General features: G+C 65.6%; 27 protein-coding genes, 4 tRNA genes and 2 pseudogenes. 18 read left to right on the forward strand and 15 right to left on the reverse strand.

Annotated features, from left to right (window positions below):
- Window positions 1-54 precede the first annotated feature (54 nt).
- The 4 genes from msrB to MKAN_RS24410 are packed head-to-tail and all read right to left on the reverse strand — an operon-like array spanning window position 55 to window position 4,219.
- Window positions 55-462: a peptide-methionine (R)-S-oxide reductase MsrB gene (msrB, locus tag MKAN_RS24395; protein WP_023372686.1), complete on the reverse strand. Its 408-nt coding sequence runs from the start codon at window positions 460-462 to the stop codon at window positions 55-57.
- Window positions 463-515: 53 nt separating this feature from the next.
- A complete protein-coding gene (gene aftC / locus MKAN_RS24400; RefSeq protein ID WP_023372688.1) occupies window positions 516-1,817 on the reverse strand; it encodes an arabinofuranan 3-O-arabinosyltransferase in 1,302 nt (433 codons plus the stop codon).
- A 22-nt stretch (window positions 1,818-1,839) separates the two neighbouring features.
- On the reverse strand, window positions 1,840-3,408 hold the full coding sequence (locus MKAN_RS24405) for an alpha/beta hydrolase (protein ID WP_036392097.1): 1,569 nt from the start codon (window positions 3,406-3,408) through the stop codon (window positions 1,840-1,842).
- A 16-nt stretch (window positions 3,409-3,424) separates the two neighbouring features.
- Window positions 3,425-4,219, reverse strand: coding sequence for a pyrimidine reductase family protein (locus tag MKAN_RS24410; RefSeq protein ID WP_023372693.1), 795 nt, complete (start codon window positions 4,217-4,219; stop codon window positions 3,425-3,427).
- Here MKAN_RS24410 and zapE point away from each other — a divergent pair.
- A complete protein-coding gene (zapE, locus tag MKAN_RS24415; RefSeq protein ID WP_036392100.1) occupies window positions 4,218-5,291 on the forward strand; it encodes a cell division protein ZapE in 1,074 nt (357 codons plus the stop codon). The genes MKAN_RS24410 and zapE overlap by 2 nt on opposite strands.
- Window positions 5,292-5,295: 4 nt before the next feature.
- On the opposite strand, the pseudogene MKAN_RS30015 reads toward zapE, so the two are convergent.
- Both MKAN_RS30015 and MKAN_RS24420 read right to left on the reverse strand, forming a co-directional pair.
- Window positions 5,296-5,868, reverse strand: a pseudogene (locus MKAN_RS30015) (GNAT family N-acetyltransferase); the annotation flags it as partial.
- Complete coding sequence (locus MKAN_RS24420) at window positions 5,789-6,307, reverse strand: hypothetical protein (protein WP_023372697.1); 519 nt, start codon at window positions 6,305-6,307, stop codon at window positions 5,789-5,791. The gene MKAN_RS24420 and the pseudogene MKAN_RS30015, both read right to left, overlap by 80 nt.
- A gap of 216 nt (window positions 6,308-6,523) precedes the next feature.
- Between MKAN_RS24420 and MKAN_RS24425 the strand changes: the two genes are divergently transcribed.
- The 12 genes from MKAN_RS24425 to MKAN_RS24480 all read left to right on the forward strand — a co-directional run bounded on the left by MKAN_RS24425 (window position 6,524) and on the right by MKAN_RS24480 (window position 14,999).
- Window positions 6,524-6,853 carry a DUF732 domain-containing protein gene (locus MKAN_RS24425; RefSeq protein ID WP_023372699.1) on the forward strand — a complete coding sequence of 110 codons (330 nt, stop codon included), beginning with the start codon at window positions 6,524-6,526 and terminating at the stop codon, window positions 6,851-6,853.
- 144 nt (window positions 6,854-6,997) lie between these two features.
- Window positions 6,998-8,647 carry a tetratricopeptide repeat protein gene (locus MKAN_RS24430; RefSeq protein ID WP_036391399.1) on the forward strand — a complete coding sequence of 550 codons (1,650 nt, stop codon included), beginning with the start codon at window positions 6,998-7,000 and terminating at the stop codon, window positions 8,645-8,647.
- 280 nt (window positions 8,648-8,927) lie between these two features.
- Window positions 8,928-10,049, forward strand: coding sequence for a tyrosine-type recombinase/integrase (locus tag MKAN_RS24435; protein ID WP_023372703.1), 1,122 nt, complete (start codon window positions 8,928-8,930; stop codon window positions 10,047-10,049).
- Window positions 10,049-10,513, forward strand: a complete 465-nt coding sequence (locus MKAN_RS30795) for a hypothetical protein (RefSeq protein ID WP_133163511.1) — start codon at window positions 10,049-10,051, stop codon at window positions 10,511-10,513. The genes MKAN_RS24435 and MKAN_RS30795 overlap by 1 nt, the downstream gene beginning before the upstream one ends.
- A 68-nt stretch (window positions 10,514-10,581) precedes the next feature.
- Window positions 10,582-10,806 carry an excisionase family DNA-binding protein gene (locus MKAN_RS24445; protein WP_023372707.1) on the forward strand — a complete coding sequence of 75 codons (225 nt, stop codon included), beginning with the start codon at window positions 10,582-10,584 and terminating at the stop codon, window positions 10,804-10,806.
- Window positions 10,803-11,363, forward strand: coding sequence for a hypothetical protein (locus MKAN_RS24450; protein ID WP_023372709.1), 561 nt, complete (start codon window positions 10,803-10,805; stop codon window positions 11,361-11,363). Before MKAN_RS24445 ends, MKAN_RS24450 begins: the two co-directional genes overlap by 4 nt.
- A complete protein-coding gene (locus MKAN_RS31345; RefSeq protein ID WP_023372711.1) occupies window positions 11,360-13,147 on the forward strand; it encodes a hypothetical protein in 1,788 nt (595 codons plus the stop codon). The genes MKAN_RS24450 and MKAN_RS31345 overlap by 4 nt, the downstream gene beginning before the upstream one ends.
- Window positions 13,144-13,407, forward strand: a complete 264-nt coding sequence (locus MKAN_RS24460) for a hypothetical protein (protein WP_023372715.1) — start codon at window positions 13,144-13,146, stop codon at window positions 13,405-13,407. The genes MKAN_RS31345 and MKAN_RS24460 overlap by 4 nt, the downstream gene beginning before the upstream one ends.
- Window positions 13,404-13,652 carry a hypothetical protein gene (locus MKAN_RS24465; RefSeq protein WP_023372717.1) on the forward strand — a complete coding sequence of 83 codons (249 nt, stop codon included), beginning with the start codon at window positions 13,404-13,406 and terminating at the stop codon, window positions 13,650-13,652. Before MKAN_RS24460 ends, MKAN_RS24465 begins: the two co-directional genes overlap by 4 nt.
- Window positions 13,649-13,840 (forward strand): hypothetical protein, encoded by a 192-nt coding sequence (locus MKAN_RS24470; RefSeq protein ID WP_023372720.1) that lies wholly within the window; start codon window positions 13,649-13,651, stop codon window positions 13,838-13,840. The genes MKAN_RS24465 and MKAN_RS24470 overlap by 4 nt, the downstream gene beginning before the upstream one ends.
- Window positions 13,828-14,214: a helix-turn-helix domain-containing protein gene (locus MKAN_RS24475; RefSeq protein ID WP_023372722.1), complete on the forward strand. Its 387-nt coding sequence runs from the start codon at window positions 13,828-13,830 to the stop codon at window positions 14,212-14,214. Before MKAN_RS24470 ends, MKAN_RS24475 begins: the two co-directional genes overlap by 13 nt.
- Entirely contained in the window at window positions 14,211-14,999 is a 789-nt protein-coding gene (locus MKAN_RS24480; RefSeq protein ID WP_023372724.1) for a hypothetical protein, read from the forward strand. The genes MKAN_RS24475 and MKAN_RS24480 overlap by 4 nt, the downstream gene beginning before the upstream one ends.
- 783 nt (window positions 15,000-15,782) lie before the next feature.
- Here the strand turns inward: MKAN_RS24480 and MKAN_RS24490 are convergent.
- From MKAN_RS24490 to MKAN_RS24525, 8 genes and pseudogenes are all read right to left on the reverse strand, one after another.
- Window positions 15,783-16,280 (reverse strand): VapC50 family PIN domain-containing toxin, encoded by a 498-nt coding sequence (locus tag MKAN_RS24490; protein WP_042312964.1) that lies wholly within the window; start codon window positions 16,278-16,280, stop codon window positions 15,783-15,785.
- A gap of 67 nt (window positions 16,281-16,347) precedes the next feature.
- Window positions 16,348-16,812 carry a helix-turn-helix domain-containing protein gene (locus tag MKAN_RS24495; RefSeq protein WP_023372730.1) on the reverse strand — a complete coding sequence of 155 codons (465 nt, stop codon included), beginning with the start codon at window positions 16,810-16,812 and terminating at the stop codon, window positions 16,348-16,350.
- A gap of 74 nt (window positions 16,813-16,886) precedes the next feature.
- A pseudogene (locus MKAN_RS32820) lies at window positions 16,887-17,882 on the reverse strand (tyrosine-type recombinase/integrase).
- On the reverse strand, window positions 17,879-18,139 hold the full coding sequence (locus MKAN_RS24505) for a hypothetical protein (RefSeq protein WP_023372736.1): 261 nt from the start codon (window positions 18,137-18,139) through the stop codon (window positions 17,879-17,881). Before MKAN_RS24505 ends, MKAN_RS32820 begins: the two are co-directional and overlap by 4 nt.
- Window positions 18,136-18,447: a hypothetical protein gene (locus MKAN_RS24510; protein ID WP_129111680.1), complete on the reverse strand. Its 312-nt coding sequence runs from the start codon at window positions 18,445-18,447 to the stop codon at window positions 18,136-18,138. The genes MKAN_RS24505 and MKAN_RS24510 overlap by 4 nt, the downstream gene beginning before the upstream one ends.
- A 112-nt stretch (window positions 18,448-18,559) precedes the next feature.
- A tRNA-Val gene (locus MKAN_RS24515) sits at window positions 18,560-18,634 on the reverse strand.
- Window positions 18,635-18,648: 14 nt separating this feature from the next.
- Window positions 18,649-18,722 (reverse strand) — tRNA-Cys (locus tag MKAN_RS24520).
- A gap of 29 nt (window positions 18,723-18,751) precedes the next feature.
- Window positions 18,752-18,824, reverse strand: a tRNA-Gly gene (locus tag MKAN_RS24525).
- Between the two features lie 171 nt (window positions 18,825-18,995).
- Between MKAN_RS24525 and MKAN_RS24530 the strand changes: the two genes are divergently transcribed.
- The 5 genes from MKAN_RS24530 to MKAN_RS24550 all read left to right on the forward strand — a co-directional run bounded on the left by MKAN_RS24530 (window position 18,996) and on the right by MKAN_RS24550 (window position 24,654).
- Window positions 18,996-19,067 (forward strand) — tRNA-Val (locus MKAN_RS24530).
- 190 nt (window positions 19,068-19,257) lie between these two features.
- Window positions 19,258-22,188, forward strand: coding sequence for an ATP-binding protein (locus MKAN_RS24535; RefSeq protein WP_023372740.1), 2,931 nt, complete (start codon window positions 19,258-19,260; stop codon window positions 22,186-22,188).
- A 209-nt stretch (window positions 22,189-22,397) separates the two neighbouring features.
- Entirely contained in the window at window positions 22,398-22,673 is a 276-nt protein-coding gene (locus MKAN_RS24540) for a hypothetical protein (RefSeq protein WP_129111899.1), read from the forward strand.
- Window positions 22,670-24,112 carry a serine/threonine-protein kinase gene (locus MKAN_RS28945; RefSeq protein ID WP_023372744.1) on the forward strand — a complete coding sequence of 481 codons (1,443 nt, stop codon included), beginning with the start codon at window positions 22,670-22,672 and terminating at the stop codon, window positions 24,110-24,112. The genes MKAN_RS24540 and MKAN_RS28945 overlap by 4 nt, the downstream gene beginning before the upstream one ends.
- A gap of 203 nt (window positions 24,113-24,315) precedes the next feature.
- On the forward strand, window positions 24,316-24,654 hold the full coding sequence (locus MKAN_RS24550; protein WP_023372746.1) for a hypothetical protein: 339 nt from the start codon (window positions 24,316-24,318) through the stop codon (window positions 24,652-24,654).
- Window positions 24,655-24,873: 219 nt separating this feature from the next.
- Here the strand turns inward: MKAN_RS24550 and MKAN_RS24555 are convergent, their stop codons facing one another.
- Window positions 24,874-26,592 (reverse strand): thiamine pyrophosphate-binding protein, encoded by a 1,719-nt coding sequence (locus MKAN_RS24555; RefSeq protein WP_023372750.1) that lies wholly within the window; start codon window positions 26,590-26,592, stop codon window positions 24,874-24,876.
- Window positions 26,593-26,654: the final 62 nt, after the last annotated feature.

Below are 26,654 nucleotides of genomic sequence, written 5' to 3' on the forward strand. Positions count from 1 at the left end.
AATTCTGCAGCGAAAGTGCGAGTAAGGGCCTGCGAAATTACCGTCTCGGCGACGTCAGTCCGTCGGGACCAGGCGCAGCGAGATCGAGTTGATGCAGTAACGCTGATCCGTCGGCGTCGGATAGCCCTCGCCGGCGAACACGTGACCCAGGTGGCTGTGGCAGTTCGCGCAGAGCACCTCGGTGCGCGTCATGCCCAGCGAGTGGTCGGGCCGCAGGATGACCGCTTCGGAGCTCGCCGGGTCGTAGAACGACGGCCAGCCGCAATGCGACTCGAATTTCTCTGTGCTGCGGAACAATTCGGCACCGCATGCCCGGCACTGGTAGACGCCTTCGGTTTTGGTGTCGGTGTATTCGCCAGTGAAGGGTCGCTCGGTGCCGGCCCTGCGCAGGACGTCGAATTCCTGCTGGGTGAGCCTTTGGCGCCACTGGTCGTCGGTCAGTTCCAGCTTCGGACGCGTCATACGTCCACGCTAGCGCCAATGGCGGTGACCCGTTGCGTCCCCCGCGCTTGCGATCACCGCGCGCGCTCCCGCTCGGCCGTCAGCCAGGTCGGGTCGATACCAGCGCCCAGCCGGTTTTCGGCCTTGGCATCCAGATAGCGGAAGTAGAGCACGGTGAAGGTGACGATCAACAGCAGCGACCAACCGTAGGTGATCTTCAGGTACTCCAGGGCGCGGCCCCACCGCATCCAGTTGAACAACAGCCAGCGATCCAGCGTCATGAACCCGTAGATCGCCAGCCACGCCGGCCAGTTGCGGATCACCGAGTTGGGCAGCACCACCGTCATCAAGAACGGGAACAGCATCATCGAGTAGTAGCCCTGGGCCAGCGACATCACCAGCCACGACCACAGCAGCAGCACGCCCGACGACGTGGTGAACCAGAACAGCGGATCCCGGGTGCGGTAATAGCGGTACAGCAGCCAGAGGCTGGCGATCGCGAGGGCGGTAAACAGCAGCCGCAAGAACACGATCAACCAGGTCGGCAGGCCGAAGTACACACCGTTGCCCTGGATGGAGCTGTTGAAGTAGTCGCGGGTGCCCAGGATATAGGGCAGGGTCCGGGTGAAGAAGTCCATCGGGTGGCTCACCAGCGGCAGAGCGGCCAGGTTGACAACGACGGGCACCACGATGGCCGCCAGCACCGCCCGCCACTGGCGGTTCAGCAGCGGCAGCAGCAGCAACGGACCTAGCAGGGGTTTGAGGACCAGGGTCAATCCGATGGCAAGCCCGGCCATCCACTGACGGCTCGTCCGCCCGTCGAGCAGCCACCGAAGGAACAGCACCTCGAGTAGCAGGATGCAGCCGTTGATGTTGGTGAACACCAGGGTGTTGGTCACCGTCTCGGTGGCGAACATGGCCAGCAGCAGGGCGGGGGCGGCCACCGAGGTCAGCGTGAAGTTGAACGTCCGCAGCAACAGGTAGGCCGCGGCCAGGATGGCCAGGGTGTTGATGGAGATGAACAGGTAGCGCGACGGCGCAAACGGCAGGTAGCCGAACGGCGCCATGAGCAGCGTGCCGCCCGGCGGGTAGAGGTAGTGCGGGTCGACGTAGTCGAAGTGCTCGTTGTAGATGTCCCAGCCATGCCGGAAGTTCAGCACCGCGCGGTAGACCGGCTTGAAGTCGTCGGTGATGTTTCCGTTGGTGGTCAGCACGATGCTGCGATGCAGTATCGACATGATCGCGGCCGGCCAGAGCGCCGCCCGCACTATCGACGCCGTGCTCGGTGCGCCGGTGCGGGGACGGAATGCGGCCAGCATCGATTCGCGTAGGCGGGTTCGAGTTGTGTCAGCTGCCGTCACCAGCGCACCGTACACCGGGGCTGCGGGCCCGCAGGTGTCAGGCGGGACAGTAGGTGTCGGTGCCAGGGAGCTTGCCGTCGTTGAGGTACCCGAGCAGCGGCGGCACCGCACAGGAGGAATAGATGCTGGCGCCGTGGCCGATGCCCTGCCACATCACCCGCTTGCTCGCGGCGTTGGCGTTGATGACCGTGGCAGCCGTCTGCGCAACCCCGTCGACGCCCACGATCGGGTCGTCTTGCACACCCATCAACAAGACGTCGACCTTGAGCTCCTTCGGCAATTGCGGCGGCGAACCGGAGGGCCAGTGCACGCACTTGACCAGATTGAGCGCGGCGACCGTGCCGAACTGGGGATAGAGCTTGGCCCAGGCAACCACCAGTTCGCGTACCCGGTCCGGGGTGGGGCGGTTGACCGCGTCGCTGCACGAGTTGACGAATTGGCCGTCGGTGTCCTGAAGGCCGTCGGCGCGGTTCATCAGGTTGGACAGCTGATTCATGTCACCGGCGCGCGCGGCCGCCAGTGCGTTGGCCAGCGTGGTGGTGGTGCTGATGCGGTCGCCGGTCGGAAAGCCCAGCGTGGTGGTGATCGCGTTGGCGATCGACGCGACCGAGGTTCCGGACCCCCGCAGCGAGCGAGCCGTGCTCAGCAGTGCGCTCACGGCGCCCTTCGGATCCGGACCCAGCGCGCAGTTGACCGCAACACACTGCGCCGCGAACGCGTCCAGCGCGGCCTGCTGGCCTTTGACCTGTTGTTCGGCCTTCGCCTCGGCGCTCACACCCAACGCGACCGGCGAGTCGAGGATCAACCTGGCCACCTTGTCCGGGCGCGAGCCGGCATAGGTCAGTGCCACCTGGGCGCCGTTGCCGATGCCGACCAGTGCCAGTGCCGGCACATCCCACAGATTGCGCAGCCGCTCGAGATCGGAGGCGGCGTGCCCGTTGTCGTAGGCGGAATCGGCGGGTGCGATGACGTCTGTGCAGCTGGTGGTGGCCTCGTTCGAGATCGCCGAGAGGTTGGCCACCGGATCGTCGCCGGTCTGGAACTGCGACTGGTCGCGCATCTCGTCACGCTGGAAGTGGTCGCGGCAATCGATCGGACTCGACATGCCCATGCCCCGGCGGTCCACGGCGACGATCGGGTGACTGCGGAGGATGTCGGCGCCCGCATGCGATAACCACACCGGCAGCTGCGTCGACGACGGCAGATCGGAACCGGTGGTGAACACCAGAGGTCCCGCGTCGCGCGGGGTCTGGCCGGAACGGGCCCGCACCACACCGATGCTGATCGACCCGGACCCGCCGTTGAGCGGGTCGAGGTCGGAGTCGAAGGTGGCGCATTCCAGGTTGATGCCCGGCGCGGCGGGGATTGCCGCGTTGCCGTAGACCTGAGACGTGCAGTCGCGCCAGGACAGATCGTTCTTGGGAGCCGCGATCGGTGGCGGGCCGCTGGGTGGTGGTGTCGTGGTGGCGGCGCCCTGCGGTTTGGCGCCGCTATAGGTGGCGAAGCGCGGGTTGGCGCCGAGGACCGGGACGCAGCCGGCCAGCACCATGGTCACCGAGCAGGCCACCGAGACCAGGACTGTTGCGGACGTGATGCGCCGACTCATGCCGACCACAGTAACGTCAGGCTTTGACGTAGCGGGTGTACAGATAACCGGCGTCGTCGGTGAGCACGTGGGCGCAGCGCATCGGGGTCTTCAGCTGCCCCGGTCCGGTGACGATGCGCCGGGCCAGACCGCCGACCACAAACGGCGCGATCGTCAGGCACAGTTCGTCGAGCAAGCCGCGCTCGATGAACGATCCGAGCAGTATCGGCCCGCCCTCGGTGAGGATACGACGCAGACCGCGCTCGGCGAGCCTGGCCAGCAGCACAGCTTCGTCGACCTTGACGGGATCGGTGTCAGAGCAGTCGACCACCTCGGCGAGGCCGGTGAGGCCCCGTCGCGTCTCGTCGGCCACCGCCGTGGCGGTGAGCACCAGAGGCGGCACCTCGGTGCGGGTGAACACGGCGAGGTCGCGGGCGAGGTGACCGGACTTGGTGACGATCGCCAGTTGCGGGACCTCGCTTTGGCCGCGCAGCTGTCGCTGGCGGCGTGCGGCGACGCTGAGTTGAGCGCCGGAGTAACCCTCCACGCGCACGGTGCCCGCGCCCACCACGATCACGTCCGCCAGTTCACGCAGCAGCCGGAACACCGCCCGGTCGCCCGGCCCGCCGAGCCCGCCGCTGGTGCCGGCGACGGTGGCACCGCCGTCGACGCTGCTGATGAAATTGGCTCGTAGCCAGATGCCGTTGACGTCCGGCGGATAGCGGTAATACTCGGGCAGGTCGGCTTCGTCGAGCGTGCGGTCGGACCCGAGCAATGTCAGGCGGATGCCGGCGGATCGGCCGGCGGCCGGGCCGGCCCCGAAGTCGGGCATGAGTGTGATTGCAGCACGCCGCTACAGTGCCAGCATGCACGGGTCCACCGCTGTGGGAGCTTCCGGCCGGCCGGGCCGCCTGGTGGATCGGCATCCCACGGTGTCGCCGGAACGCCTGATCGCCCAGCTGCGGCCGCCGCCCACCTTCGCCGAGGTGAGCTTTGCGACGTATCGGCCCGACCCGGCAGAGCCGACTCAGGCCGCCGCGGTCGTCGCCTGCCAGCAGTTCTGCCAGCAGGCTGCGGAGCGGCGGGCGGGCCGCAAGAAGCGGTTCGGTAAGCGGGAGGTGTTGCCGGGAGTCGGCCTGTACCTGGACGGCGGGTTCGGTGTCGGCAAGACCCATTTGCTGGCGTCGTCCTACTACGTGCTGCCGGGCGAGCGCCCCAAGGCGTTCGCGACCTTTGGCGAGCTGACCCAGCTGGCCGGGGTGTTCGGTTTCGCCGAATGCATCGACCTGCTGGCGCACTACACCGCGGTGTGCATCGACGAATTCGAGCTGGATGACCCGGGTAACACGACGCTGATCTCGCGGATGCTCTCCGCGCTGGTCGCGCGCGGGGTGTCGGTGGCCGCCACCTCCAACACGCTGCCCGAGCAGCTCGGCGAAGGACGCTTTGCCGCCCAGGATTTTCTGCGTGAAATCCACACGCTGGCAAGCATTTTCACCACGATACGGATCGAGGGGCCCGACTACCGGCACCGCGATCTGCCGCCGGCGCCGCCGCCGTTGTCGGACGAGGATGTCGCCGCACGGGCCGCTTGCGTCGACGGGGCGACCCTCGACGACTTCGACGCGCTGTGTGCGCACCTGGCCACCATGCACCCGTCGCGCTATCTGACGTTGATCGAGGGGGTGACGGCGGTGTTTTTGACCGGGGTGCACGGCATCGACGATCAACACGTCGCGCTGCGACTGGTTGCGCTCACCGATCGCCTCTATGACGCCGGCATTCCGGTGGTGGCCTCCGGGGCGAAGCTGGACACCATCTTCAGCGAGGAGATGCTGGCTGGTGGCTACCGGAAGAAGTACCTGCGGGCCACGTCACGCCTGTTGGCGCTGACCGCCCGGTGACGGCTCGGGTCATGACGTAGTCGTGCTCTTGGTGATCGCCCAGCTGAAACATCCTGGTTCCGCTGACGGTGAAGCCATTCTTGAAGTAAAAGCGTTGGGCGCGAACGTTTTTCTGGTTCACTCCCAACCACACCCGGTGAACGCTCCACTCGGCGGCGGTGGCCAGCGCGGCGCCCATCAACGCCGAGGCCACGCCCATGCCGTGAAATTCGGCCAGCACGTACAGCTTTGACAACTCGGCCGAGTCATCACGGTCGATACCGCGAACGAGCATGGCGTAACCGATAATTCGGCCCTGGTCCCGGGCACCCAGGATGGCGCGCCGCGGATCGGCCAGGTACTCGGCGAACCGGGTCGTCGACAGGTTGGCGTCGACGAATGACGCGATGTGCTCGAGGGCCACCGACGGCGGACAGGCCAGCGGAAAGGTCTGTGCGGCCACGGCCGCCAATTCGGCCGCGTCGGCGGGATCCGTCGGGGTGATCTGGACGGTCAGTTCACAGGTTCCACTGGGCGAGGTGCTGGCCGGTCTTCCTGTCCAGCAGGACGACGACGGAGACCGGGTCACGGTAGGCATCCCAATAGACTCCGCCGCGGACGATCGCGCCCTGCGGGGCGTTGCCCAGCGCGGCGTCCAGCCAATCGGGTGCGTCGCAGGGCCGCGGCTTGTACGCATCGGCGAACTGGGTGACTCCGTCGAAGCTGAAGTTGGTCGCCATGATGTAGGAATTAGGCACCCGGACGGCGCGGACCGTCACGTCGGCTCGGTTGACCGCGCTGCCGGGGAAGCTCTTCACCGGGACGCCGCTGCGCGTGTAGCCGAAGCCGGGCGGTGGGTCGACGGGTTCGACGCTGCTGACGGTCACGTCGGCGATGTAGGTGCCGGTGTCCACCCGCAACGTGTCACCGATGTGGCCGATGGGTGCGTCGCCGGCCCACGCGCGGGGAGCGGCTGACGCCAGCAGACCCGCTGCGGCGACGAGGAAGGTGGAAAGGATGATCAGCCAGCGCTGCATCGGTGCCTCCTCGGCTCCCTATTCGGGGACCTTCGCATGATTGCACATGCCGTAACGGGTAGGGGAGGGGTCGCCCGTCGTGGGTCTTGCCGGGCCTGCCGGTACCGGCGAGCCGGACGCGGTACGAGACCTTAGCTCGCGAAATCATGCAAAGTTCACCTTCCGTTCGCCGCGCGACGCGCATGCTCTCGGTGGCTTTGGGACAATTCGGAGGTCATGAGACTCCTACTGGTGCTGGCCTGCATTGTCACCGTCATCGGCTTGGCAGCGCCTGCGCGCGCCGACGACAAACAAGATCAAGCGTTCCTGGTCGCACTGGGAGCTGCCGGCATCACCTACCAGAACGCCGGCGCCACCATCGCCACCGGCAAGAAGGTGTGCGATATGGCTAAGGAGGGCAAGTCGGCGATCGAGGTCGTCACATACTTGCAAGGCCTCAGCCCGCAGCTGACGCAGCCGAACGCTGCCAGATTCACCGCGATCGCGGCCGGGGTTTACTGTCCCGAGCAACTGCCCGGTAGCAGCAAACCCGACAGCGGCGGGTGAACGTCTGCGACCGAGGATGATGGAATCCCCTGCGGCGTGGCCAGACCACCGAGTGTGCATCTGACGACGACAGCCCGGGTGGGCGTCGCCAGATACACGTTCGGCGAGAGCTGCTTCGGCCTTGGGGCGCGCTATGGTGCGGGAATGACTGCCGAGTATTTCGACCTCGGCTCCTATCACCGGCCAATCGAGACCTCTTCCGCGGAGGCGCAGCTCTGGTTCGACCGCGGGCTGGTATGGGCGTATGCGTTCAACCACGAAGAGGCAATCCGGTGCTTCGAACGGGCACTGGCACTCGACCCGGAGCTGGCCATCGCGCGGTGGGGAATCGCTTATGCGGTCGGACCCAACTACAACAAGGCGTGGGAAGCATTCGACCCGTTCGACCTGAGTGGGTCGCTGGCCCGCGCGCGTATGGAACTCCAGCTGGCCGAGCGCGGCAGGGCCAGTCCGGTGGAGCAAGGCCTGATCGCCGCGCTGCGGACCCGCTTTCCCACCGGCGACCTGCATGCGGGCGTAATCGCCTATGCCGACGCGATGACTTCGCTGGCCGCTGCCTACCCCGACGATGTCGACGTGCAAGCGCTGGCCGCCGACGCGCTGGTCAACGTCTCCGCGTGGGCCCTGTGGGACACCGCGACCGGCGAGCCGGCGGCGGGTTCGCGGGTGGTGGAGGCCAAGCGGATCCTCGATGCGGCGCTGGCCACGCCGGCCGGTCGCGAACACCCGGGGATCCTGCATCTGTACCTGCACACCATGGAGATGTCGGCGACTCCGGAGGATGCCCTACCGGCGGCGGACTTGTTGCGCGGCCTGGTGCCTGACGCCGGGCATCTGCAGCACATGCCCAGCCACATCGACGTGCTGTGCGGCGACTATCGCAGCTCGGTGATGGCCAATCTTGCTGCGGTACAAGCAGACCGGCGCTTTGTGAGCCGCGAGGGCCCGTTGAACTTCTATTCGCTGTACCGCGCGCACGATCTGCACTTCATCGTCTATTCGGCGATGTTGGAAGGGCGGCTGCAGGTGGCGTTGCAGGCCGCCGACGAGCTCGCCGGTCAGCTGACCGCCGAGTTGCTGTCGATCGAATCCCCGCCGATGGCCGACTGGCTCGAAGCTTTCGTGGCGTTGCGGACGCACGTGCTGGTGCGGTTCGGCCGGTGGGACGAGCTGATCGCGCAGCCGCTGCCGGACAATCAGGACCTGTACTGCACCACCACGGCCACGATTCACTACGGGCGCGGTGTTGCGCTGGCGGCCACCGGTCAACCGGCGCAGGCAGATGCCGAGCGCGCCGCGTTCACGAAGGCGTACAACCGGATACCGGTCTCGCGGTGCCTGTTCAACAACACCTGTCGAGACATCCTGGCCGTGGCCGCAGCCATGCTCGACGGTGAAATCGCCTACCGCGAAGAGCGCTTCGAAGCGGCGTTCGGTCATCTGAGACGCGCCGTCGAGTTGGACGACACGCTGCCCTACGACGAGCCGTGGGGCTGGATGCAGCCCACTCGGCATGCGTACGGTGCGCTGCTGCTCGAGCAGGGGCACGTCGAAGAAGCGGCGGCCGTCTATGCCGCCGACCTCGGTCTGGACCCCACCTTGGCCAGGCCCTGCCAGCACCCCGGGAACGTCTGGAGCCTGCACGGGTACCACGAATGCCTGCAGCGGCTTGGTCGTACCGCCGAAGCCGCGCTCATCGGCCGGCAGCTAAGGCTGGCCGTTGCGCGTGCCGACGTCCCGATTCGTGCGTCATGTGCGTGCCGGCTCGACGTGTCGTCGTGCTGCGATGACTGACGGGTCCGGCGGGAATGTACCTGGCGCTGCCGGGCTCATTAATGTCCTTGACCTGCACTAACACTGGTGCGCGATACTGGGATTGAAGTAGGCGATTTCGGGTTTTTCGGATTTGTGTTGTGACCAGTGCGGATGGCCTCTGAACTGGTAACACACTGGACAGTATCGCGCGCGCTAAGCGGAAGCAAGCGGAAGCTTTGATAAACTCATTCGGCACATATTTGGCACGAAAAGGCGATACTGAGTGATCGCTGGAACGCGATACTGGACGGATCACCCGATGGCACGCAAACGGTCGTTCGGCAACATTCGCAAGCTGCCGTCCGGCCGCTATCAGGTCCGCTTCACCGACCCAGACGGCAACTACATCACCGCGCCCAAGACCTTCGCCGCGCGCATCGACGCCGAGGCGTGGCTTACCGACCGGCGTCGCGAAATCGATGCGAAACTCTGGAACCCCGCATCGGTCGCCAAACCCGACAAGATCACCTTCGGCGCCTACGCGAGCGCATGGCTTGCTGGCCGGCAGGTGGCTGGGCGACCGATCAAACAGCGCACTCGCGAGCACTACCAAGCCATCCTCGACGACCACTTGATTGAGACGTTCGGTACTCGCCAGCTCGCCGCGATCACTCCGAAAGCTGTCCGCGAATGGTACGCGGTGACTCTGACAAATCGGCCGACGATGCGCAGCCACGCCTACAGCCTATTGCGCACGATCATGGGAAGCGCCGTCAATGACGAGCTGATCGACACCAACCCGTGCCGCATCGTCGGCGCCGGCCGTGCCAAGCGTGTACACAAGATTCGCCCCGCGTCGGTCGATGAACTCGCGACCCTCACCAATGCGATGCCTGAACGGCTACGCCTAATGGTCACCCTCGCATCCTGGTGCGCACTGCGGTTCGGCGAGACCGTGGAGTTGCGCCGCAGCGACATCGACCTGTCCGACGAAATGATCCGTGTTCGACGCGCAGCTGTACGCACGGGCGGCGGCAGCTTCCAGGTCACGACACCGAAGTCCGATGCCGGTGTGCGCGACGTTGCGATACCACCGCACATCATCCCGCAGATCGAGGATCACCTGTCGAAGTACGTTGGCAGTAAGCGTGATTCGTTGCTTTTTGCCGCCCAGAACGGTGGGCATCTACAGCCGTCCACGCTTACCCGGCACTGGTACAAAGCGCGCAAGGCGGCTAACCGAGACGATCTGCGCTGGCACGACCTGCGGCACTCCGGTGCGGTGCTGGCTGCGGCCACGGGCGCGTCGCTGGCTGAATTGATGGCACGCCTTGGGCATTCGACGCCACAGGCCGCGATGCGCTACCAACACGCTGCGCAAGGCAGGGACCGTGAGATTGCCGCCCTGTTAAGCAAGCTCGCGGCCAATAGGGAGCTGTGATGGAGCAGCCACACTTTCGGGTTGTCTGCGATCACGGCATCCGTGACGGCCGATTGGATCATGTGGCCTGGCTCGTATGGTGCCCCGACATCCGCCAGTGGCGGCCGGGGCCTGACTACGATGACGCGATCGAGACCAAGCTGATCGACTACGTCGGCCGAAATACGTTAGAGCACACATATACTCCCGACCTACAGCAGCCGCGTAGTAGAACTCGACCGCCGAAACCTCCAGGTCCAGCTCGAAGCACCCTGATGATTCCGTGCCCGACCCGAGGTTGTACCCGCAGGCAGTACCGCACCGATAGGGATAAGCTGCAAACCCTTTTCGAATTTATCGCGTCCAACCAGCAATTCCGCGACGCGGTCTCGGTAGTCGCCGACGAGAACGTCATCGTCATCAAGTTGGATGCGCTGCACACGGCGCGCGACACGGCGCGCACAAGATTCCACCTAGAGGTGTAATCCGTGCGCTACACTCACTCATAATCCGGCTTCGATCCCGGGCATTTTCTCGTGCCTAGGAAGACCGAATGCCAAACTCTCCCGCTCATCTCAACAAGCTGCGCGCTGCGTCGGAACGCCCTTATCTGTCGATCGCTGAGACCGCCGACTATCTTGGCATCACCACCAGGACCGTCAGGCAAATGGTCGCCGACGGTCGACTCCGGGGATACAAACTTGGGGCACGGGTGGTTCGACTGCGGCGCGATGAAATCGATTCTGCGATGCTGCCTTTCGGCGGCGGTGCGGCATGACCACCCCCCCGATACGAGAAAGCCGCCCCGGCGGCACCGAGACGGCTCACTCAGCAGATAACACGCAGTCTAGCGAACGCATGGGACAAATGCGCCCTGTCGGGCACGAACCGGGCGTGGCTGATCTGTTTGTCGGCGCTCTGCTCTACAGCTCTCTCGCTGAGGCCCGCTTCGTCCTGATATTGGTCCACGACGGCGACATTAACCCTCCGCTGAGTACCGTTCTGTCAGCGATTCGTCGTTTGGCCGACTGCGGGGTCACGCCCTCTCCGCAGTTGGTCCTTGACGAACTGCGGCGTCAGGGATCGCTGACACGTCAGGTGGCGACAACGTTGATGGCGGCCACCACGAGCGGGGCATGCTCGTCAGCAGCTCGGCACTACGCCGCTGCTGTGGTCGCGGAATCGCTTCGCCGCCAGGTGGAATCAGCTGGTTCTGCTTTGTCGGCTGCTGCCGGAACCGCGCCTGAGATTGATTTGGCGGCGCTTGTCGAGCGGGCCGCCGCGTCGATTTCAGGGTGTGCGTGGCGGTTGGAGCAGTTGCGGGGTGAGGCATGAGCAGCGACGAGAAGAAAAGGCCCGACCCGCGCAATTCGGTTGCGGCCCAGCTTGTGCGGCATGCGCGAGACGCCTACACGCTCGGCGTATCAGATGCTGGCGACCCGTACGGGGTCCACCACGACTTGCCGCATATCGCTCGGCCGCTACGTGGCGGAAAAACGGGGCTGCGCGCCGAGTTGGCGAAGTGGTTCTTTGAGGCGAACAAGGTGGTGGCGTCCCAGCAGGCCCTTGCTGATGCGTGCGGCACCCTAGAAGGGTTCGCCGCCGAAGCAACCCCACGACGGGTGTATCTGCGCGTGGCCGCCGATGTGGCCGGCGCCTACATTGACATGGGAAATCCGGCTGGCGAGGTCATCGAGATATCGGGCGGCAGCTGGGATATCGGCGTCCGCGCGCCGGTGTTATTCCGGCGGACCAAGTTGACGGCCGCTATGCCGACACCCTTATATGGCGGTGACGTTTCGCAATTGTGGGAGTTCGTACCGATCGCCGAAGCGGATCGGCCGCCGCTGCTGGCGTGGATGGTGCAGGCGCTAATCCAGCCCGATACCGCCCACCCGATACCGGCGTTGTTGGCCGAGCAGGGCTCTGCGAAGTCCACCGTCACGCGTTGCCTGGTCGACTTGGTTGACCCGTCAGTGGTGCCACTGCGGAAGGCTCCACGGGACGCCGAGGGTTGGGTGACGGCCGCCAACGCGAGCTGGGTCGCCGCGTTGGATAATCTGTCTGGCGAACTGCCGCAATGGCTCTCAGATAGCCTGTGCCGTGCCGTCACCGGAGACGGCGACGTGCGCCGCGCCCTGTACACGGACTCGGACGTGTCGGTGATCGCGTTTCGGCGGGTGCCGATCGTTAACGGGGTGGATCTGCAAATTACGCAGGGAGACCTTGCCGAACGGGCACTTCCGATCGAATTGCCCCGAATCAGCAAGCGCCGCAATGACGCCGAGCTGGCCGCCGCGTGGGCCGAAGCCAAACCCGACATTCTGGGTGGCCTACTGACTCTCGCGGCTAAGGTGCACTACCGCTTGCCGGATATCACGGTGCCCGACCCGCCGAGGATGGCCGACTTCGCGTATGTGCTGGCAGCGGTTGACCAGATTCTTGGCGCTGACGGCCTGGCCCGCTATCGAGAACGCTCGAAACGGGCGTCGGCCGACACGCTCGACGCGCCATTCATCGCCGAGTTGGTCGAGCGCAGGCTGTCCTTCATCGGCCTAACGGGCGCCGAAATCTTGGCCGCGGCCAGGCCGACTGCACCGGACTGGAAGCCACCAAAAGAATGGCCTTCAAACGCCCGAGCAGTCACAGGACAGCTAACCCGCCACGCCCCGGCGCTGCGCGGCCAAGGCTGGCTGATCGAGCACGACGACGCCCGCAATAAGCGCAACCGGCGGCAATGGACCATCCAACCGCCTGAGAAGGGCCGCAATTCTGACTCGCCTGACTCGCCTGACTCGTCTTTGCAGGCCAACGGCGAAAACGGCGGCGAGTCAGAGGCGAGTTACGAGACGGCGGCGAGTCAGGCCAGTGATGAGGCGAGTCAACGCAATTCGAATAACTCGCCCGAAAACATAGGCCCTACCTGCGTAAACGAGTTGGCGAGCCAGGCGAGTCAGGAATACGGGCAATCTCTGGACAGCGCCCTTTTCGACTCCCCGGCCACCAACGGCCAAGCGCAACACTGCGGCTGCGGCAACCAGCTCAGCTCGCCCGAAGCGCTGAGGATCCGCAAATGCAAGCCCTGCCGGGACCGCGCGTTGGTCGGGTACGACTCATGAGCGACTTCCCCATACTCGACGGCAACCGCGACACCGAGGGCCGCATGGTCATCAGCGAGTGCGGCGAACTTGAGCCCTACATCGACGAAATCGACGGTTGGGTGAGTATGCCCTTGCGGGTCACCACCACACCGGGCGTGGGCATCGTGCTCGAAGTTGGGCCGTATTCCCTCGATGCGCGAGACGTTGCCCGGCTGCGGGCCGCGCTTGGCCACTGGGACATCACAACCAACGGCCCCGGCGTCAGGCGCGTCCAGTGAGCACGAACGCCGTCGTGGCCCGCTCCCGCGTCCGTAATGCCGTCTGCGACTTGCTCGCGACCGGCACATGGGAATCGTGGCCTGTGATCGTCGCAGCAGTCAGCGAATATACCGGCGCCACGCTGGAAGATGCCGAGGGGGCGATCTGGCGTTTGTGGCGGGCCGGGATCGTCGACATTCGCGGGCGCGGCCAGCGGCGCCAGGTCCGGTCGCGATCGGCGGTACCCGAGGGGGAGCAGCCGTGAGGCTGGTGGGCCGCGACGGCATCACACCCCGTGTCGAGCACCAGCCCGAAACCGCCTGCATCATCATCAGATTGGGGCCGAACCGCTACATCGCCAGCAGAGACGACGCCATCGCCCTGGCCGCCCTGCTGGTCGCCGCCGTCGACCGACTCGACTCCACACAAGGGCCTGTCCAGTGTCCCTTCTAGGCGAGAAACCGGCGCACCCGCTCGTCGTCGGCGGTGTGGTTGTCCTGCACGGCGACTACCTGCGTCACGCCCTGTTGGCGATCCAGCACATCATCGGCCGGCGCCGCCGCGAGCACCTGCCGGTGCCGGCGGAGTGGTCGGCGCTGGAAGTCGCTCTAGCTCAGGCCATGTCCGCGGGTCCGCAGTCGGACGCCGCTGCGCAGTCTGTCAATGAGACTTGGCTTAGCACACGAGAAGTCGCAGATCGAACGGGATGGACCGAGAGACACGCCCGACGTAGGGCCGGCCAGCTCGACGGCAGGCGCGAGGGTGGCCGGTGGCTCATCCCCGAGACTGCGGTCCGAGAACACATGGAAGGGCAGCAACGCGAATGAGCAAAATCCCCGGCTGGATCGGGCACCACGGCCTGGAGGTCCGGATCCGCGATCCGCTGCCCGCCCACCTGGCCGATGCCGGCGCCGTCGAAGCCGCCGGGTACACCCCACCCACGGAATGGCTGGCTGTGCGCCAGCGCTGGGCCGAGTTCATCGACCTGGCGACACCGCATGTCGATGCGGTGCTACGCCACGTGGCCAGCGGCGCAGGAGATATTGCCACCCTGCGGGCCGCCGCGCTGGCCGAGCTGGCCGGCTCCGGGGCCGCCGACGCCGAGTTATGTCAGCAGTTGGCCGTTCGGGTGTACCACGAGCTGAACCGCTTATGGCCAGCGGAAAGGGCATACGCCGCCGCCGCCAAGGCATTCGACGCCGCGGTGAAGTCGTTCAACGGCGCTGACGAAAGCGAGTTGGACTTCAAGGCCATTGCCCTGGCCGCCGCTGCCCGGTTGTGCGGCGCGGACCCGAACGCGGCGAAGTGGGCTACCGACCGTCTGCAGTTCGCCTTGTGTGTCGATCCGCGCCGGGCACACCTGCGCAAGCTGGTCAACGCGTTCGTGGTGCCCGGCGAAGCCCAACGCCTTTACGGCAAGGGCAGGTGGGCGGCCATGCTCGAACTCGGTGCCCACCTGCGCGCCGCCGCCGACCCGCTGCGTGCCGCCCCCGACTTGCCGGCCTTCCTGACATGCGTTGACAAGCATCGGGTTGTGCAGCGGTGGGACCCTCTCGATGGTGAACTGCCAACAGGTTGGCACCAGGTCCCCGACGGATGGATCGGCGGATGAGCAGCCGGTCGCGCGGGGAGTCTGACACGGCGCTCCCCGCGCGACCGGCCCAACGGCTGTGGTGTCGGGCGTCAAGCTCACCGCGAACGCGGACTGCAAAGGGATCGTCGCATCGCTGCACCCCTTCCCTGGCGGCCTGGCACACTGGACCAAGGCGGCCGGGCAGCGGACGGCCCTGCGCCCGGCATCACCCTTGGATATCAACTATCGCGACCTGCACAAATGTGGCGAGTGCGACCATGGGTATGCGATATACCCCACGGGGTAGGCGGGTTACCCCCCACCCCTATCGTGACCTGGGGAAATGTGGCTAACGTCCGAAAACGCTCTGACCTGCGATGATGAGTTTTTTAGCAAACTGCTAAGCGGAGACGAGCGGTCGCCGTCGATCTATCTACCGCTGAAAAAAACAAAAACCCCCATGTGCCACGACAGCTTTTCAGCGGACGTCAGTACGCCGAATTGCACTGTATTCCAACGGATTTCGCCAGATTTGCCCCCGGTTGGGGTATGTGGTTATGAACTGTTCTAGCCGATTAACCGCAAGGGCATCAGTTTCATGCAAACGACGTTTCGGAGAATAGCCGGGGGTGGCACATCTGGCGCGTGGACAAGGGCGGTTCCTGGGGTGCGGTCGGTTATGGACAGCTTGTTCACAGCTAGCCCGCCGGGGTTTGATGCACTGGTCGAGATGTAGGTGACGGGATTCCGCAACATCCTTGCCGTGACGCCGTTGCTGCAGCCGGACCAGCCCGTCAAATCGCGCAGGCATAGGTAAGTCCATCACGGAAATGCGAGTCGTGCCTCCGCGGCAAAGTTGGGCGCGCCCCTGCGCGCGAGGGCAATAAGAATCTCGTCCAGCGTGAATGGTGGATTCGTCCAGCTGTCGACCATGCCACGAATAGCCGTGATCGTCGCCTCCTGATAGAGGTCTAGTTGGTCAAGCAAGAAGTCGTCGGGATGCAGTGCGCGGATGCTGTATTCCTTGAGCGCATCATCGGGGAAGCCGCCGAGATCAAACGTCACAATCACTTCCGCCCTCTCTCGCACTGCAGCGGCTAACACATGCTTGTCCTTGTCGTTGTTCTTCATCACCGGGATCAAGTCGCGGTAACCAGTGATCTCGGCGTCAATGAAGTTCTCCCGCATCACTGCAAGTCGGCGGTCGGCCTTCTGCTCGGACAACCCCAGCGACTCGACCATGGTCCTACGTGTCTCTGCCAGGATGTCTGCAGACCACAAAGGCCTGTATGTCTGCTCAACCGCTAACCGGAGCAGCATATCGGCTAGCGGATATGGCGCGAGTACGCACGCGTCGAGAACAACAGGAAAGGCAGACACCTATCCGTCAATCCTCCACCTTGGTTGGCGCGCCAGAATCTAAGGCGGCCCGTATCTCATCGGCGGAATCGCGCGTTGCCTCTTGTAGCGCCGCCTTCCGTCTGGCGCGTGTCTCCTGCTGATATGCCAACACGGCATCGAGGCGGATTCTGCGATGCCGGCCTGGCTTGTCGTACGGTATCCGGCCCTCTTCCAGTAGCTTCACCAGCGTTGGCCGGGAGATGTTCAATATGTCGGCGGCCTCTTGGGTTGTCAGGGCCATGTGGTGGGGAACCAGTTGGATCCCCTTCCCCTGGGACATCGCAGTTGCAACATTGAGGAACGCGTCGCGAACCTCTTCAGGCAGAGTTATCGCGCGTCCTGCTCCGTCGCAGATCGACACGCCAGCAGAGCCGAGGGCATCTAGCAGTTCGCCGAAGTTTCGTTGTTCCTTCGGGGGGAGAACAGTGCGGGCTTCCAAGACAGCGGTCACAAAATACAGAGTAATTCGAAAAAATCGAAAATGTGTGAGATTTCGACCACTGCGGCGCCGGCAACTTCACGGTCTTACCACGCGCACGCGGCTGCCGCGCGGATTTCGTCATCGCAGATCGCCACATACCGTTCGGTGGTCAGGATCGACTCATGACCTAGCAGTGCCTGCACTGCCCGGATGTTGCGTGACCCGTGGAAGGCACGCGAGGCCATGCGGTGACGCAGAGTGTGGGCGGTCCAGTTGTCCGGCAGCGCCCGCGAGATGATTTTGCCGACGTGTTCGGGGGTTAGATGCCGGTCGGGGGTGTTGGGGAACAACCACCCCGCGGGCGCTTGGCGGATCAGGGAAACCAGGTAGGTGCTGATCGGTACTACCCGGTTCTTTCCGCCTTTTCCGTGTACCAGCAGCGCGCCGCCGTCCATCAAGTCACCAGTGTGCACCTGGGCTATCTCGGCGCGCCGCAGCCCCGCCTCACCGGCTAGGCGCAGCATCAGCTCGGTACGCCGGTCAGCGTTGGCCAGTGCCGCCTGTCAGGCCTCGTCGCTGGCCGGCCGCGGCGGGGCCTTGGGGACGCGCACCACGGGCAGCGCGTCCCCGATATAGAGCGGTACACGTCCCATTTCGTAGAGCCAGACGAAGAATCCGCGCAAGGTGGTGCGGTAGCTCTTGCGGGCTTCCTGGGATAGGTGTTGCTGTTTGCCCAGCCAGTTCACTAGCTGCTCGGCGGTGACCTCGCCGGGTGGGCATCCCAGGCCTCGTGCGGCCACGCAGAGGTTGGCCCTGCGGAGCCGGATTGTTGATTTCCGCTGGCCGCCGGCGGCCAGGCATATCAGGTAGTCGTCCACGTCGCGGCGCCACGCTTCGGGCGCGTGGGTGGTGGGGCGCGGGCCGGGCCGTTTGGGTTGCATGCGCCCAATCAGGTAGGCGTCCACCGTGGCCAGCGGCCCGACGGCAAGGGTGATGTCATCGGCGTCGCGCAGGGTATACACGGTGCCGCGTTGGGTGAATGTCAAGCCGAGCCTCTTGGCGCGGGCGCGGGTTATCCGGACGCGGTTGACGGTGTTCACTTCACCCCATCCGTTTCCCGGTTGGCGTCGTCGTCGAGCTGGGCGTGAAGTTGCGCCCGCTGCGGCCTGGACGTGTGCGCGTAGATAGCTGGTATCGGCTGGTCGTCGTCGAGGGTGTGGGCCGCGGCAAGCAGTTCGGCCGCGAGCTGACGCGCCTGATCGGAGTCAAGGTTGTCGCCGTGGTCGTGGCCCCACACGATGATGCGCCGGGTACCGTCGCCGGATTCTTCGACGAAGTCGATGGTGACGCCGCTCATCGCTTGGCCCACCCGTCTAACTCGTCGGCGGCGGTCAGCAGCGCGGCGGCCAGCTCACGTGCCTGCCGGCTACTCAGGGCTTCTTGGTTGGCCTCGATTTGCACCGAGGGGCGGTCGATCGCGGACTGGTCAAGGCTGCCGTCGCCGTATTGGATGGCCTCAACCCACACCAGAACGTTGGTGTTGCCTTCGATGCTGCGGACTTCGCTGGTGATCCGCCGATAGGGGCGGTCGGTGGTGGCGTCTTCCCACAGATTGGCAAACACTGCGCCAGGAGGGAGAGGGACATCGGGTGTGGTTGTGGTCATGGTGATGGTCCTCTCGGATCTAACCCGAGAGCGCCGAACCATCCAGTCTGGCATGTATCTGGCATCCCGCCGAGGATGAGGCGTTAAAAAAGCCTCTGACCTGCGAAAACTCTGGTGCGCGATACTGGGATTGAACCAGTGACCTCTTCCGTGTCAGGGAAGCGCTCTCCCGCTGAGCTAATCGCGCTGGGGATTGCAATCTGGAGGTGGAGACGGGAATCGAACCCGTGTGCACGGCTTTGCAGGCCGTTGCCTCACCACTCGGCCACTCCACCGCGGGGGATTGATGCCACTTGCACCTTCGAGCGGATGACGGGATTCGAACCCGCGACCCTCACCTTGGCAAGGTGATGCGCTACCAACTGCGCTACATCCGCGCGCAACGGACGAGATCGTCGCCCGGTGCGAAGCACGACGATAGTCCACGTGACCCGGCGCACACAAATCTCCAGGTTCTTTTGGGGCGCTTTGGCTATCACCGGCCGAGGTAGCACGTTCGGTGCAGCCACGGATCGTGCTAGTCTTCGACCTCGTTGCCGCTCGGCGCCGGTCCCGTGGCTCAGTGGAAGAGCGTCCGCTTCACACGCGGAAGGTCGCTGGTTCGATCCCAGCCGGGACCACACGTATTTGCCCGGCTCACCGTCTTCATCGTGGGTTCCCGCGCGCCGGGGCCGCCCCGAGACGCCTGGATCCGCTCGGTGGCCATGACGCACTCCGCCTGTCGCATCAATGGGCGCCTACCCGACGGTCGTATGCTACCCACCGGACGGATGCGACGTTTGCCGCGATTCTGCAGGTAGGGTTTGCTGGATGACGGTCGAGTTCACGTTGCTCGGCGACATCGAAGCCCGAGTTAACGGGCGACGGCTAGAAATCGGTCATGCCCGTCAACGCTGTGTGCTGGTCGCATTGCTGATCGACGTGAATCGGCCCATCCCGGTCGGTCAACTGGTCGATCGGGTGTGGTCGGACCGCCCCCCATACCGTGCCCGGAATTCGCTGGCCGGCTATGTGTCGCGGCTGCGGAATCTGCTCGCCGAATTTGAAGGCGCTTCCATTTCACGTGAGCCGGGTGGATATGTCCTCGCGGCCGATCCGCTGTCGGTGGACCTGCACCGCTTCCGCCGCGTGGCCGCACAGGCCAGGGCGACCGATGACCCCCTGCAGGCCGCGCTCCTGTTCGACAAGGCGTTGGTGATCTGGTCTGGTGAGCCGTTCGCGACCCTGGACACGCCGTGGGTGAACGACGTCCGCGGTGCCTTGCAGGCCGAAAAGCTTTCAGTGGAGCTGGACCGCAACGACACGGCCCTGCGAATCGGTAAACACGCAGATCTGCTGGTTGAGATCTCGGCTGCCCAGGCTGCGCATCCGTTGGACGAGCGGTTGGCCGGCCAGTTGATGCTGGCCCAGTACCGTTGTGGACGCCAGGCCGATGCGCTGGAAACCTATCGGCGGGTTCGCGAGCAACTCGTCGACGAACTCGGAATCGATCCGGGTCCCGCCCTACGCGAGGTGCATCAGCAGATACTCACCGGCGAGGCCGCCATCCCGGTGGCGCCAACGGTTTCCGACTCGGTCGCCGCGCCGGCGCACCGGCTGGGGATGCATCGGCCACGGTCGGGGCTGTTGCGGCGGGTGACGAGTTTCGTTGGTCGGCAGCGCGAACTGGCTCAAGCGATCAACGCCCTGAGCGACGGTCCGCTGGTCACCTTGGTCGGAGTCGGTGGTGTAGGCAAGACCCGGCTGGGTCTAGAGGCCGCACGAAGTGTGCAAGAGCGTTTCGCCGACGGCATATGGATCTGCGAACTGGGGCCGTTGGAGCACGGTGAGGCAGTCGGGCACGCCGTTGCGGCAAGTGTCTGGTTGCGGCAACAGCAAGGCATGGACATCGAGGAATCGGTGATCGAGTACCTCAGGTCACGTGAAGTCTTACTGGTATTCGACAACTGCGAGCACGTGCTGGAAGCCGCCGGGAAATTCATCGACCAGATCTTGCAGCATTGCCCGCGAGTATCGGTGCTGGCCACCAGCAGGCAACCCCTCGGCCTGGAAGGTGAGCGAATTATCGGCGTGCCGCCGTTGGAGGTCGCGGACGCGACCGAGTTGTTCGTCGACCGAGCCCTGGCAAGCCGTTCGGATTTCACGCTCGAAGACCAGCCGATGGGCGCCGTCGTCGAGATCTGTCGACGGGTCGATTGCCTGCCGCTGGGGGTGGAGCTGGCAGCGGCGCGGATGCGGGTGATGAGCAGTTTGGACGTCGCCCGGCGCCCGGATTTCCTGCGGCTACTGCGCGGCGGGACCCGAGGTGCACTGCCCCGCCAGCAGAGTCTGTCCGAGACGATCGCGTGGTCGTATCGCCTACTCACCGAATCCGAGCAGTCGTTGTTTGCCAGCCTTTCGGTGTTCGCCGGCAGTTTCGACTTGGCCGCCGCCCACGGAATCTGCGGGCTCGACGGCGCCGGTGAGGCCGACACGCTGGAGTGGCTGACGGGTTTGGTGGACAAATCCATGGTGGTGGTGCGCAGCGTCGAGGACCGAACCCGATACGCCGTCTTGGAAACGATGCGGGCATATGGCCGAGATCGGTTGCGGGAAAACGGCATTGACCGCCAGTGCTCGATACGGCACGCAAACTACTACACCAGGCTGGCCGAGCGGGCCGGAGCTGGCATGCGCACCGCCGAGGAGCGGAAATGGGTGGAGCGTGCGCTGCCCGACTACGACAACCTGCGCGCAGCGTTCGGGCATGCGATGGACGAGCAGGACATCGGCCTTGCGATGCGGATCGTCGCTGCGGTACCGGAGTTGATCGGGTGGCGGGTGGGCTACGAGGTAGCCGAGTGGGCCGAGCGCGTCATCGCCGTTGCCGATCCCGACCATCCGTTGTTCCCGGCGGTCGTCGGGACGGCAGCTCGCGTTGCGTGGGCCCGGGCTGATTTCCCGCGGGCCAAGTCATTGGCATCCTTGGCGCAAGGACGGACTCCGGCGAGGGGCAGCGCCCGCGTCGTCAACCCGGTCGATGTGCTTACCGATGTCGCCCTCTTCGAAGGGCATCCGGAGGCGGCGCTGGCCTACTGGACCGCTGAGGCGGAGCGTGCCCGCCGCGACGCGGATCCCATCCGCCTGGGGTGGACGCTGTTCACGTTGACGATCTGCCAGGGCGTACTTGGCAATGACGAGGCTGCGATACCTGCGGCGCAGGAAGCTGTCGGGGCGGCCGACGACACCGGCAACCCGACTGCACAGTCGATGGCCTACTTCGCGCTCGGATACCTGCTGAGAAGGTCCGAACCGGAGCGTGCCTTGGCCCTGTTCGACGACTCAGCGCGGCTGGCCGCCGACGTGCAGAATTTCTGGGTATACGGCAGCGCCTTGATGGAGGCCGCCGCCATCCGTGCCGTTTACGGCGATCCACGGGTGGCTGCGCAGATGTTCATCGGCGTGCTCGAGCACTGGGAACGCTTCGCCGACCTGACCCAGCAGTGGCTTACGCTGCGCTACATCACGCGGCTGTTGCTCCGGCTCGGCTGCCGCGAGGACGCGGCCGTCCTGTATTGGGCCTTCGTCAATGCCGGCAAGCCCGTGCCGCTGGCCGCGGCCCAGATGGCGGTGCTCGTTGATTCGCTGGGCACTGCCCGCCTGGACGCGCTCAACGCACCTACCGGCATTGCCGATGCGGTGACGCGGGCCCGGTCGAGCCTGCAGCGTTGCTGCGGACCCGCGGCAGTGCCCGCCCCCTGAACCCGTCGGGCGCCGAAAAAAGCCGTTCTAACTGCGCATTTCATAGTTTGCAAATCGTTTCCGAACGCCTGACCCGCATTGTGGGCAGCGGGCAAGGAATTCGTCTCGGCAGCCGTCAGCCGCTCAGCGAAGACCGGGCCAACGCGGAGCAACGTATGCGAAGTCTGTGTGCTTGCGTGGATGCACATCACGTGGGAGGTGATGCGGCTGTGTCCAGTCCACGGTTGTACCTCGACATGGTCAGTGGTGTGGCTGAGGCGATCATTCCGGTGTCCCAGGCACCGCCTTGGGAGGTGATCGTGTTGGGGACGGCGACGGGCGCGGTGTGGATGCTGGTCCTGCTGGCCCGGTTCGTCGTGGTGCAGACCGGCCCGGCCGTCTGGCTGGAGCAATTTTCCGCGGCGAGTGTCCAGCTGTTGAGGATCTGGTTGTCCGGGTGGTCCGACCGCTTGTTGGGCGCCGTGTCCGGAAGATCTCACCGATGAAGACTCGACGCGTCGAACCGTTCCGCAAACCGCTGATCGTGCCCTCGGCGCGGGATGGCCGCACCCAGATTCGGTTTCCCATGGTCGCAGTTCTCGGTTATGGGGGCGTTGGTGATCGGGTGACGCGGCGCGCCGTCGCCGGTTTGCCCGTGCAGCGGGCGTCGGCATTGGCAACCGTGTACGCACCCAGCACGCGTGGCGCGACGTTCGGAAGCGGAGACCCGGCACGGCGGGTGGGCACGATGATCGCGAACTATCGGGTTGAAGCCGTGGTCTCGTCGGGAGGCATGGGCACGGTGTATCTGGCCCGTCATCCGAGCTTGCCTCGGCGCGACGCGCTGAAAATTCTCGATGGTCCCCTCGCGCGGGATCCCCGGTTTCGTGTTCGGTTCATGCGGGAGGCCGACCTGGCGGCCGGGCTGCATCACCCCAATATCGTCGCGGTTTACGATCGCGGGGACACGCCGGACGGCGCGTTGTGGATGGCGATGGAGTACGTGCGCGGCACGGACGCCGATGTCGAAACCGGTGCCGGGCGGATGCCGCCGGCGCGGGCCGAGCGCATCGTCAGCGAGGTGGCCATGGCCCTCGATCACCTGCATCGCCGCAACCTGCTTCATCGCGATGTCAAGCCGGCGAACATCCTGCTATCTCCTGGCCTGCCGGGGGAGCCCGAGCGGGTGGTGTTGGCCGACTTCGGCATCGCCCGCAGCTGCGATGACCACTATGGGCTGACCCGCACCGGCGACGTGATCACGACGGTGGCCTATGCCTCCCCGGAACTCCTGCAGGGCTGGCCTCTCGACGCGCGCACCGACATCTACTCCCTCGGGTGCACACTGTTCCACCTGCTCACCGGTCATGCCCCATTCAGCGACCGACCCGGATTGGCTGCGGTGATGATGGCTCACATCCAGCATCCCCCGCCCCGGCTCAGCGACTACGTGGCCGGGCTGCCGGCCGCACTCGACGGCGTCGTCGCCACCGCGATGGCCAAAGACCCCGGTGACCGCTACCAGACAGCGGGCGAATTCGCCCGCGCGGTACGCGCTGCTCTGGCGGTCGGCTGCGCCCCGCGGCTGCGGTTTGCGAATCCCCCTGCCGTCCATGTCGATTCAGCCGCACCACGCCAATCCGAGGCGACGCAGGCCGCCGGACCGGGGTCGCTCGCACGTGTCCAGTGGGCTAGCCGTCCCGGCAGGTTCGCCGTAAGGGCACGGGCTGGCAAGGCGGCGGTGCTGATAGCGGTGATCGCTGTGTTGCTGTGTTCCCTCGGATTCGTGATGGCTAATCGTCATCACGCCACCGGTCAGCGCACGTCTCACCCCGCACAGGCGCAGGCCGCGATGCTCGACGCCCGGGGCGTTAACGAACACGCTTGTGCTGCTCTTTGTCCGCGGGCAGCATGCCCATCAGGTTGCCCGGCGGATCCGCGGTAACGGGCGAAGCTGCCAAGATCGCGGCCACGAAGGTGCCCGCAACGACGCACTATGTGCGCCAGGCATGGAGCTCACGTTCGATCCGTGAGGACTTCTCGCCCTAGGGACTTCTTCCCCCGGCCTTTGGGCCGTAATGCCCTAACCCAACAAGACGACGGGCGCAATTCTGAAACCCCTGACATTTCCCTCGTGAGGAGTCGCTGATGTCTTTCAAACCCGTTGCCCGGCTAGCGTTGGCAACAGTTCTGCTCTGCCCGATCGCCGGCGTATTAGCCACGCCGGCGGCGGCCGAGTCGCCGACAACACCCTGCGTAAGCGGGGAAACCGCCGAGCTGACAACCGGAGATCTGGGCACCCTGCCCCTGCAGCAACAGGACGCGCCCACAACGAGCTGTAATAGCGAAAAGCAGGCCTGCATGTCGGCCAGCGTGCAAATAGGCATCTACGGGGAGAGGTATGTGCCGCCTGACGCTGCCGCGATGTGCTGGGAGGCCTACCGCGCCTGCATTGCCAACCAATCCGACGACGGAGGATCCGGATAGTTCCGCAGCACTCGCTGAGGATCGGCAGCCGGCACGTGCACTCCCATCCTGGATAGCGGAGCTCAGGCCAACGACGCCGACCTTCGAAGCGCGGCGCGGCGCCATCGGTCGATCGGGATCAACGCCGCCTCAGAGGTGATGTTGATCCCCATCGGTCGGCCGCCCTGTGCGAGCATGCGCGGGACGAACGCACTACCGACGCACTATCGTCGCCGCTCCTTAGACAACAGCGGGTTTGGCGGGGCCGGAGTAGACCTCGAAGAACCGGGCTGTCATCTCGGCCGGGATGGCGAGGTTCGCGGCGTGATCGGTCCGCACACACACCAGGCTCGGGCCGCCGTGCTCGCGAGAACGCCGCAGGGCGCCGTCGAGGTCGTCGATCCGCTCCACGTACTCACCGTGGCAGCCGAGTCCCTGCGCGACGATGTCCCACCGGATCTCGCCCTGCGCGGTGCCGAATGTCGTGCCGTACAACTGAAGTTCGTTCAGCTCCTCCATCGTCCATGAGCCCTCGGCGAATACCACGACGGTGACGTCGATGCCCTCACGGGCGGCGGTCTGCAACTCCATGACGTTGAATCCGGCGGCCCCATCGCCGGTGACGCATACCACCTCGCGTTCGGGCGCGCCCAGTTTGGCGCCGATCGCCGACGGTATCCCGGTGCCGAGCATCCCGAGCTCGAGGATCGAGTGATAGGACCGCGGCCGCGTCGGGGGCAGTACGTTGTAGGCCCACAGCGACGTGTTGCCACCGTCGACGGTGTACACCGCATCCGGACCGAACGCGGCGCCGATCACACCGGCCGCGTGTGCAGGGTGGATGCCCGGGCCCTGCCATTCGAGTATCGGGGTAGCAAGTTGCATCCGAACCTGCTCGTCGAGCCGGCGGTAGCGGGCCAGGTCGGCGCCGTCGCGGGGGCCGAGGTCCGACGCACGCAGCCGCGCGGCAATGCCGTCGAGGGCGACTCGTGCGTCGGCCAGGATGCCCAGGTGCAGCGGCCGGGTGACGCCGAAATGCCTTGGGTCGATGTCGATCTGGATCAGCCGCTTACCCGCCGGGTCACCCCAGTAGCTGTCGTAGGGGACGTCGAGGTTTCCCATCCGGGAGCCGGCCACCAGCAACACGTCGGCCTCGCTGCGCGCGAGGTCGCCGGCCGGGCCGAATCCGAACACGTAGTTGGGATGATCGGCCGGGACGCACGCGCGCCCGGCCATCGAGCCGATGGCGGGGCAGCCGAGCAGCGCGGCGATATCCAGCAGACCACCGCGTGCGTCGGCACGGTCGACGCCTTGGCCCGCGATCACCACCGGGCGCCGGGCGGCCGCCAGCAGCGCTGCGGCCTCGTCGAGCTGGCGGTCCGACGGCTGCGGCGGCCCGACCCGGTAGCTGGTGGGCGGCCACACCGGCGCCGTCCGCGGATCGCCGGTCTCATACAGAATCGGTGCCGGCAGCTCGACGTGGACCGGACCCGGCCGTCCGTTGTGCATCTCGCGGAACGCCAGCCGTAGCACCTCGGGTATGCGTGCCCATTCGAAGATCGGGCCGCCCCATTTGACCGCGGGCCGGAAAAGGTCGAGTTGATCTTGGCCCTGGAAGGTCGACGGCGGTGAGGGATAGACGATCCCGAGCCGGTGCTGGGAGGTGATGGCCAGCACCGGAACACCTTCGTGCAGTGCGGTGACCACTCCCGGCAGCAGGTTCGCCGAGCCGGGGCCGGGATTGCCCAGCACAGCCGCGACCTTTCCCGTCGTCTTGTACAGTCCCTCGGCCATGTGCACCCCGGCCGCTTCGTGGCGCACCGGCACCAGCCGGATACCGTGGGCCTTCAATTGCGCGAAAAGCGGATCGATCTCCGGGGACGGCAGCCCGAAGAGGAACTCGATCCCCTCGGCCTGAAGCGAACGGGCGAAGAGCTCGCCGCCGGTCATCTCGGTCATCTCAACCTCCCAAGCGTGAGTCGCTCATCCATGGATCGCACCACCGGTGCACCCGTTGGCAG

It is taken from the genome of Mycobacterium kansasii ATCC 12478 (assembly GCF_000157895.3).
In the GTDB taxonomy this organism is placed as follows: Bacteria; Actinomycetota; Actinomycetes; order Mycobacteriales; family Mycobacteriaceae; genus Mycobacterium; species Mycobacterium kansasii.

Coding starts and splice junctions, on each gene's coding strand:
- MKAN_RS24460 (WP_023372715.1), top strand. CDS start 13,144: ATGAGCGACTTCCCCATACTCGACGGCAACCGCGACACCGAGGGCCGC.
- MKAN_RS30795 (WP_133163511.1), top strand. CDS start 10,049: ATGGAGCAGCCACACTTTCGGGTTGTCTGCGATCACGGCATCCGTGAC.
- MKAN_RS24410 (WP_023372693.1), bottom strand. CDS start 4,219: ATGCCCGACTTCGGGGCCGGCCCGGCCGCCGGCCGATCCGCCGGCATC.
- MKAN_RS24435 (WP_023372703.1), top strand. CDS start 8,928: ATGGCACGCAAACGGTCGTTCGGCAACATTCGCAAGCTGCCGTCCGGC.
- MKAN_RS24425 (WP_023372699.1), top strand. CDS start 6,524: ATGAGACTCCTACTGGTGCTGGCCTGCATTGTCACCGTCATCGGCTTG.
- MKAN_RS24445 (WP_023372707.1), top strand. CDS start 10,582: ATGCCAAACTCTCCCGCTCATCTCAACAAGCTGCGCGCTGCGTCGGAA.
- MKAN_RS24535 (WP_023372740.1), top strand. CDS start 19,258: ATGACGGTCGAGTTCACGTTGCTCGGCGACATCGAAGCCCGAGTTAAC.
- MKAN_RS24505 (WP_023372736.1), bottom strand. CDS start 18,139: ATGAGCGGCGTCACCATCGACTTCGTCGAAGAATCCGGCGACGGTACC.
- MKAN_RS24420 (WP_023372697.1), bottom strand. CDS start 6,307: ATGCAGCGCTGGCTGATCATCCTTTCCACCTTCCTCGTCGCCGCAGCG.
- zapE (WP_036392100.1), top strand. CDS start 4,218: ATGAGTGTGATTGCAGCACGCCGCTACAGTGCCAGCATGCACGGGTCC.
- MKAN_RS24550 (WP_023372746.1), top strand. CDS start 24,316: ATGTCTTTCAAACCCGTTGCCCGGCTAGCGTTGGCAACAGTTCTGCTC.
- msrB (WP_023372686.1), bottom strand. CDS start 462: ATGACGCGTCCGAAGCTGGAACTGACCGACGACCAGTGGCGCCAAAGG.
- MKAN_RS24430 (WP_036391399.1), top strand. CDS start 6,998: ATGACTGCCGAGTATTTCGACCTCGGCTCCTATCACCGGCCAATCGAG.
- MKAN_RS28945 (WP_023372744.1), top strand. CDS start 22,670: ATGAAGACTCGACGCGTCGAACCGTTCCGCAAACCGCTGATCGTGCCC.
- MKAN_RS24555 (WP_023372750.1), bottom strand. CDS start 26,592: ATGACCGAGATGACCGGCGGCGAGCTCTTCGCCCGTTCGCTTCAGGCC.
- MKAN_RS31345 (WP_023372711.1), top strand. CDS start 11,360: ATGAGCAGCGACGAGAAGAAAAGGCCCGACCCGCGCAATTCGGTTGCG.
- MKAN_RS24405 (WP_036392097.1), bottom strand. CDS start 3,408: ATGAGTCGGCGCATCACGTCCGCAACAGTCCTGGTCTCGGTGGCCTGC.
- MKAN_RS24480 (WP_023372724.1), top strand. CDS start 14,211: ATGAGCAAAATCCCCGGCTGGATCGGGCACCACGGCCTGGAGGTCCGG.
- MKAN_RS24510 (WP_129111680.1), bottom strand. CDS start 18,447: ATGACCACAACCACACCCGATGTCCCTCTCCCTCCTGGCGCAGTGTTT.
- MKAN_RS24490 (WP_042312964.1), bottom strand. CDS start 16,280: ATGCTGCTCCGGTTAGCGGTTGAGCAGACATACAGGCCTTTGTGGTCT.
- MKAN_RS24450 (WP_023372709.1), top strand. CDS start 10,803: ATGACCACCCCCCCGATACGAGAAAGCCGCCCCGGCGGCACCGAGACG.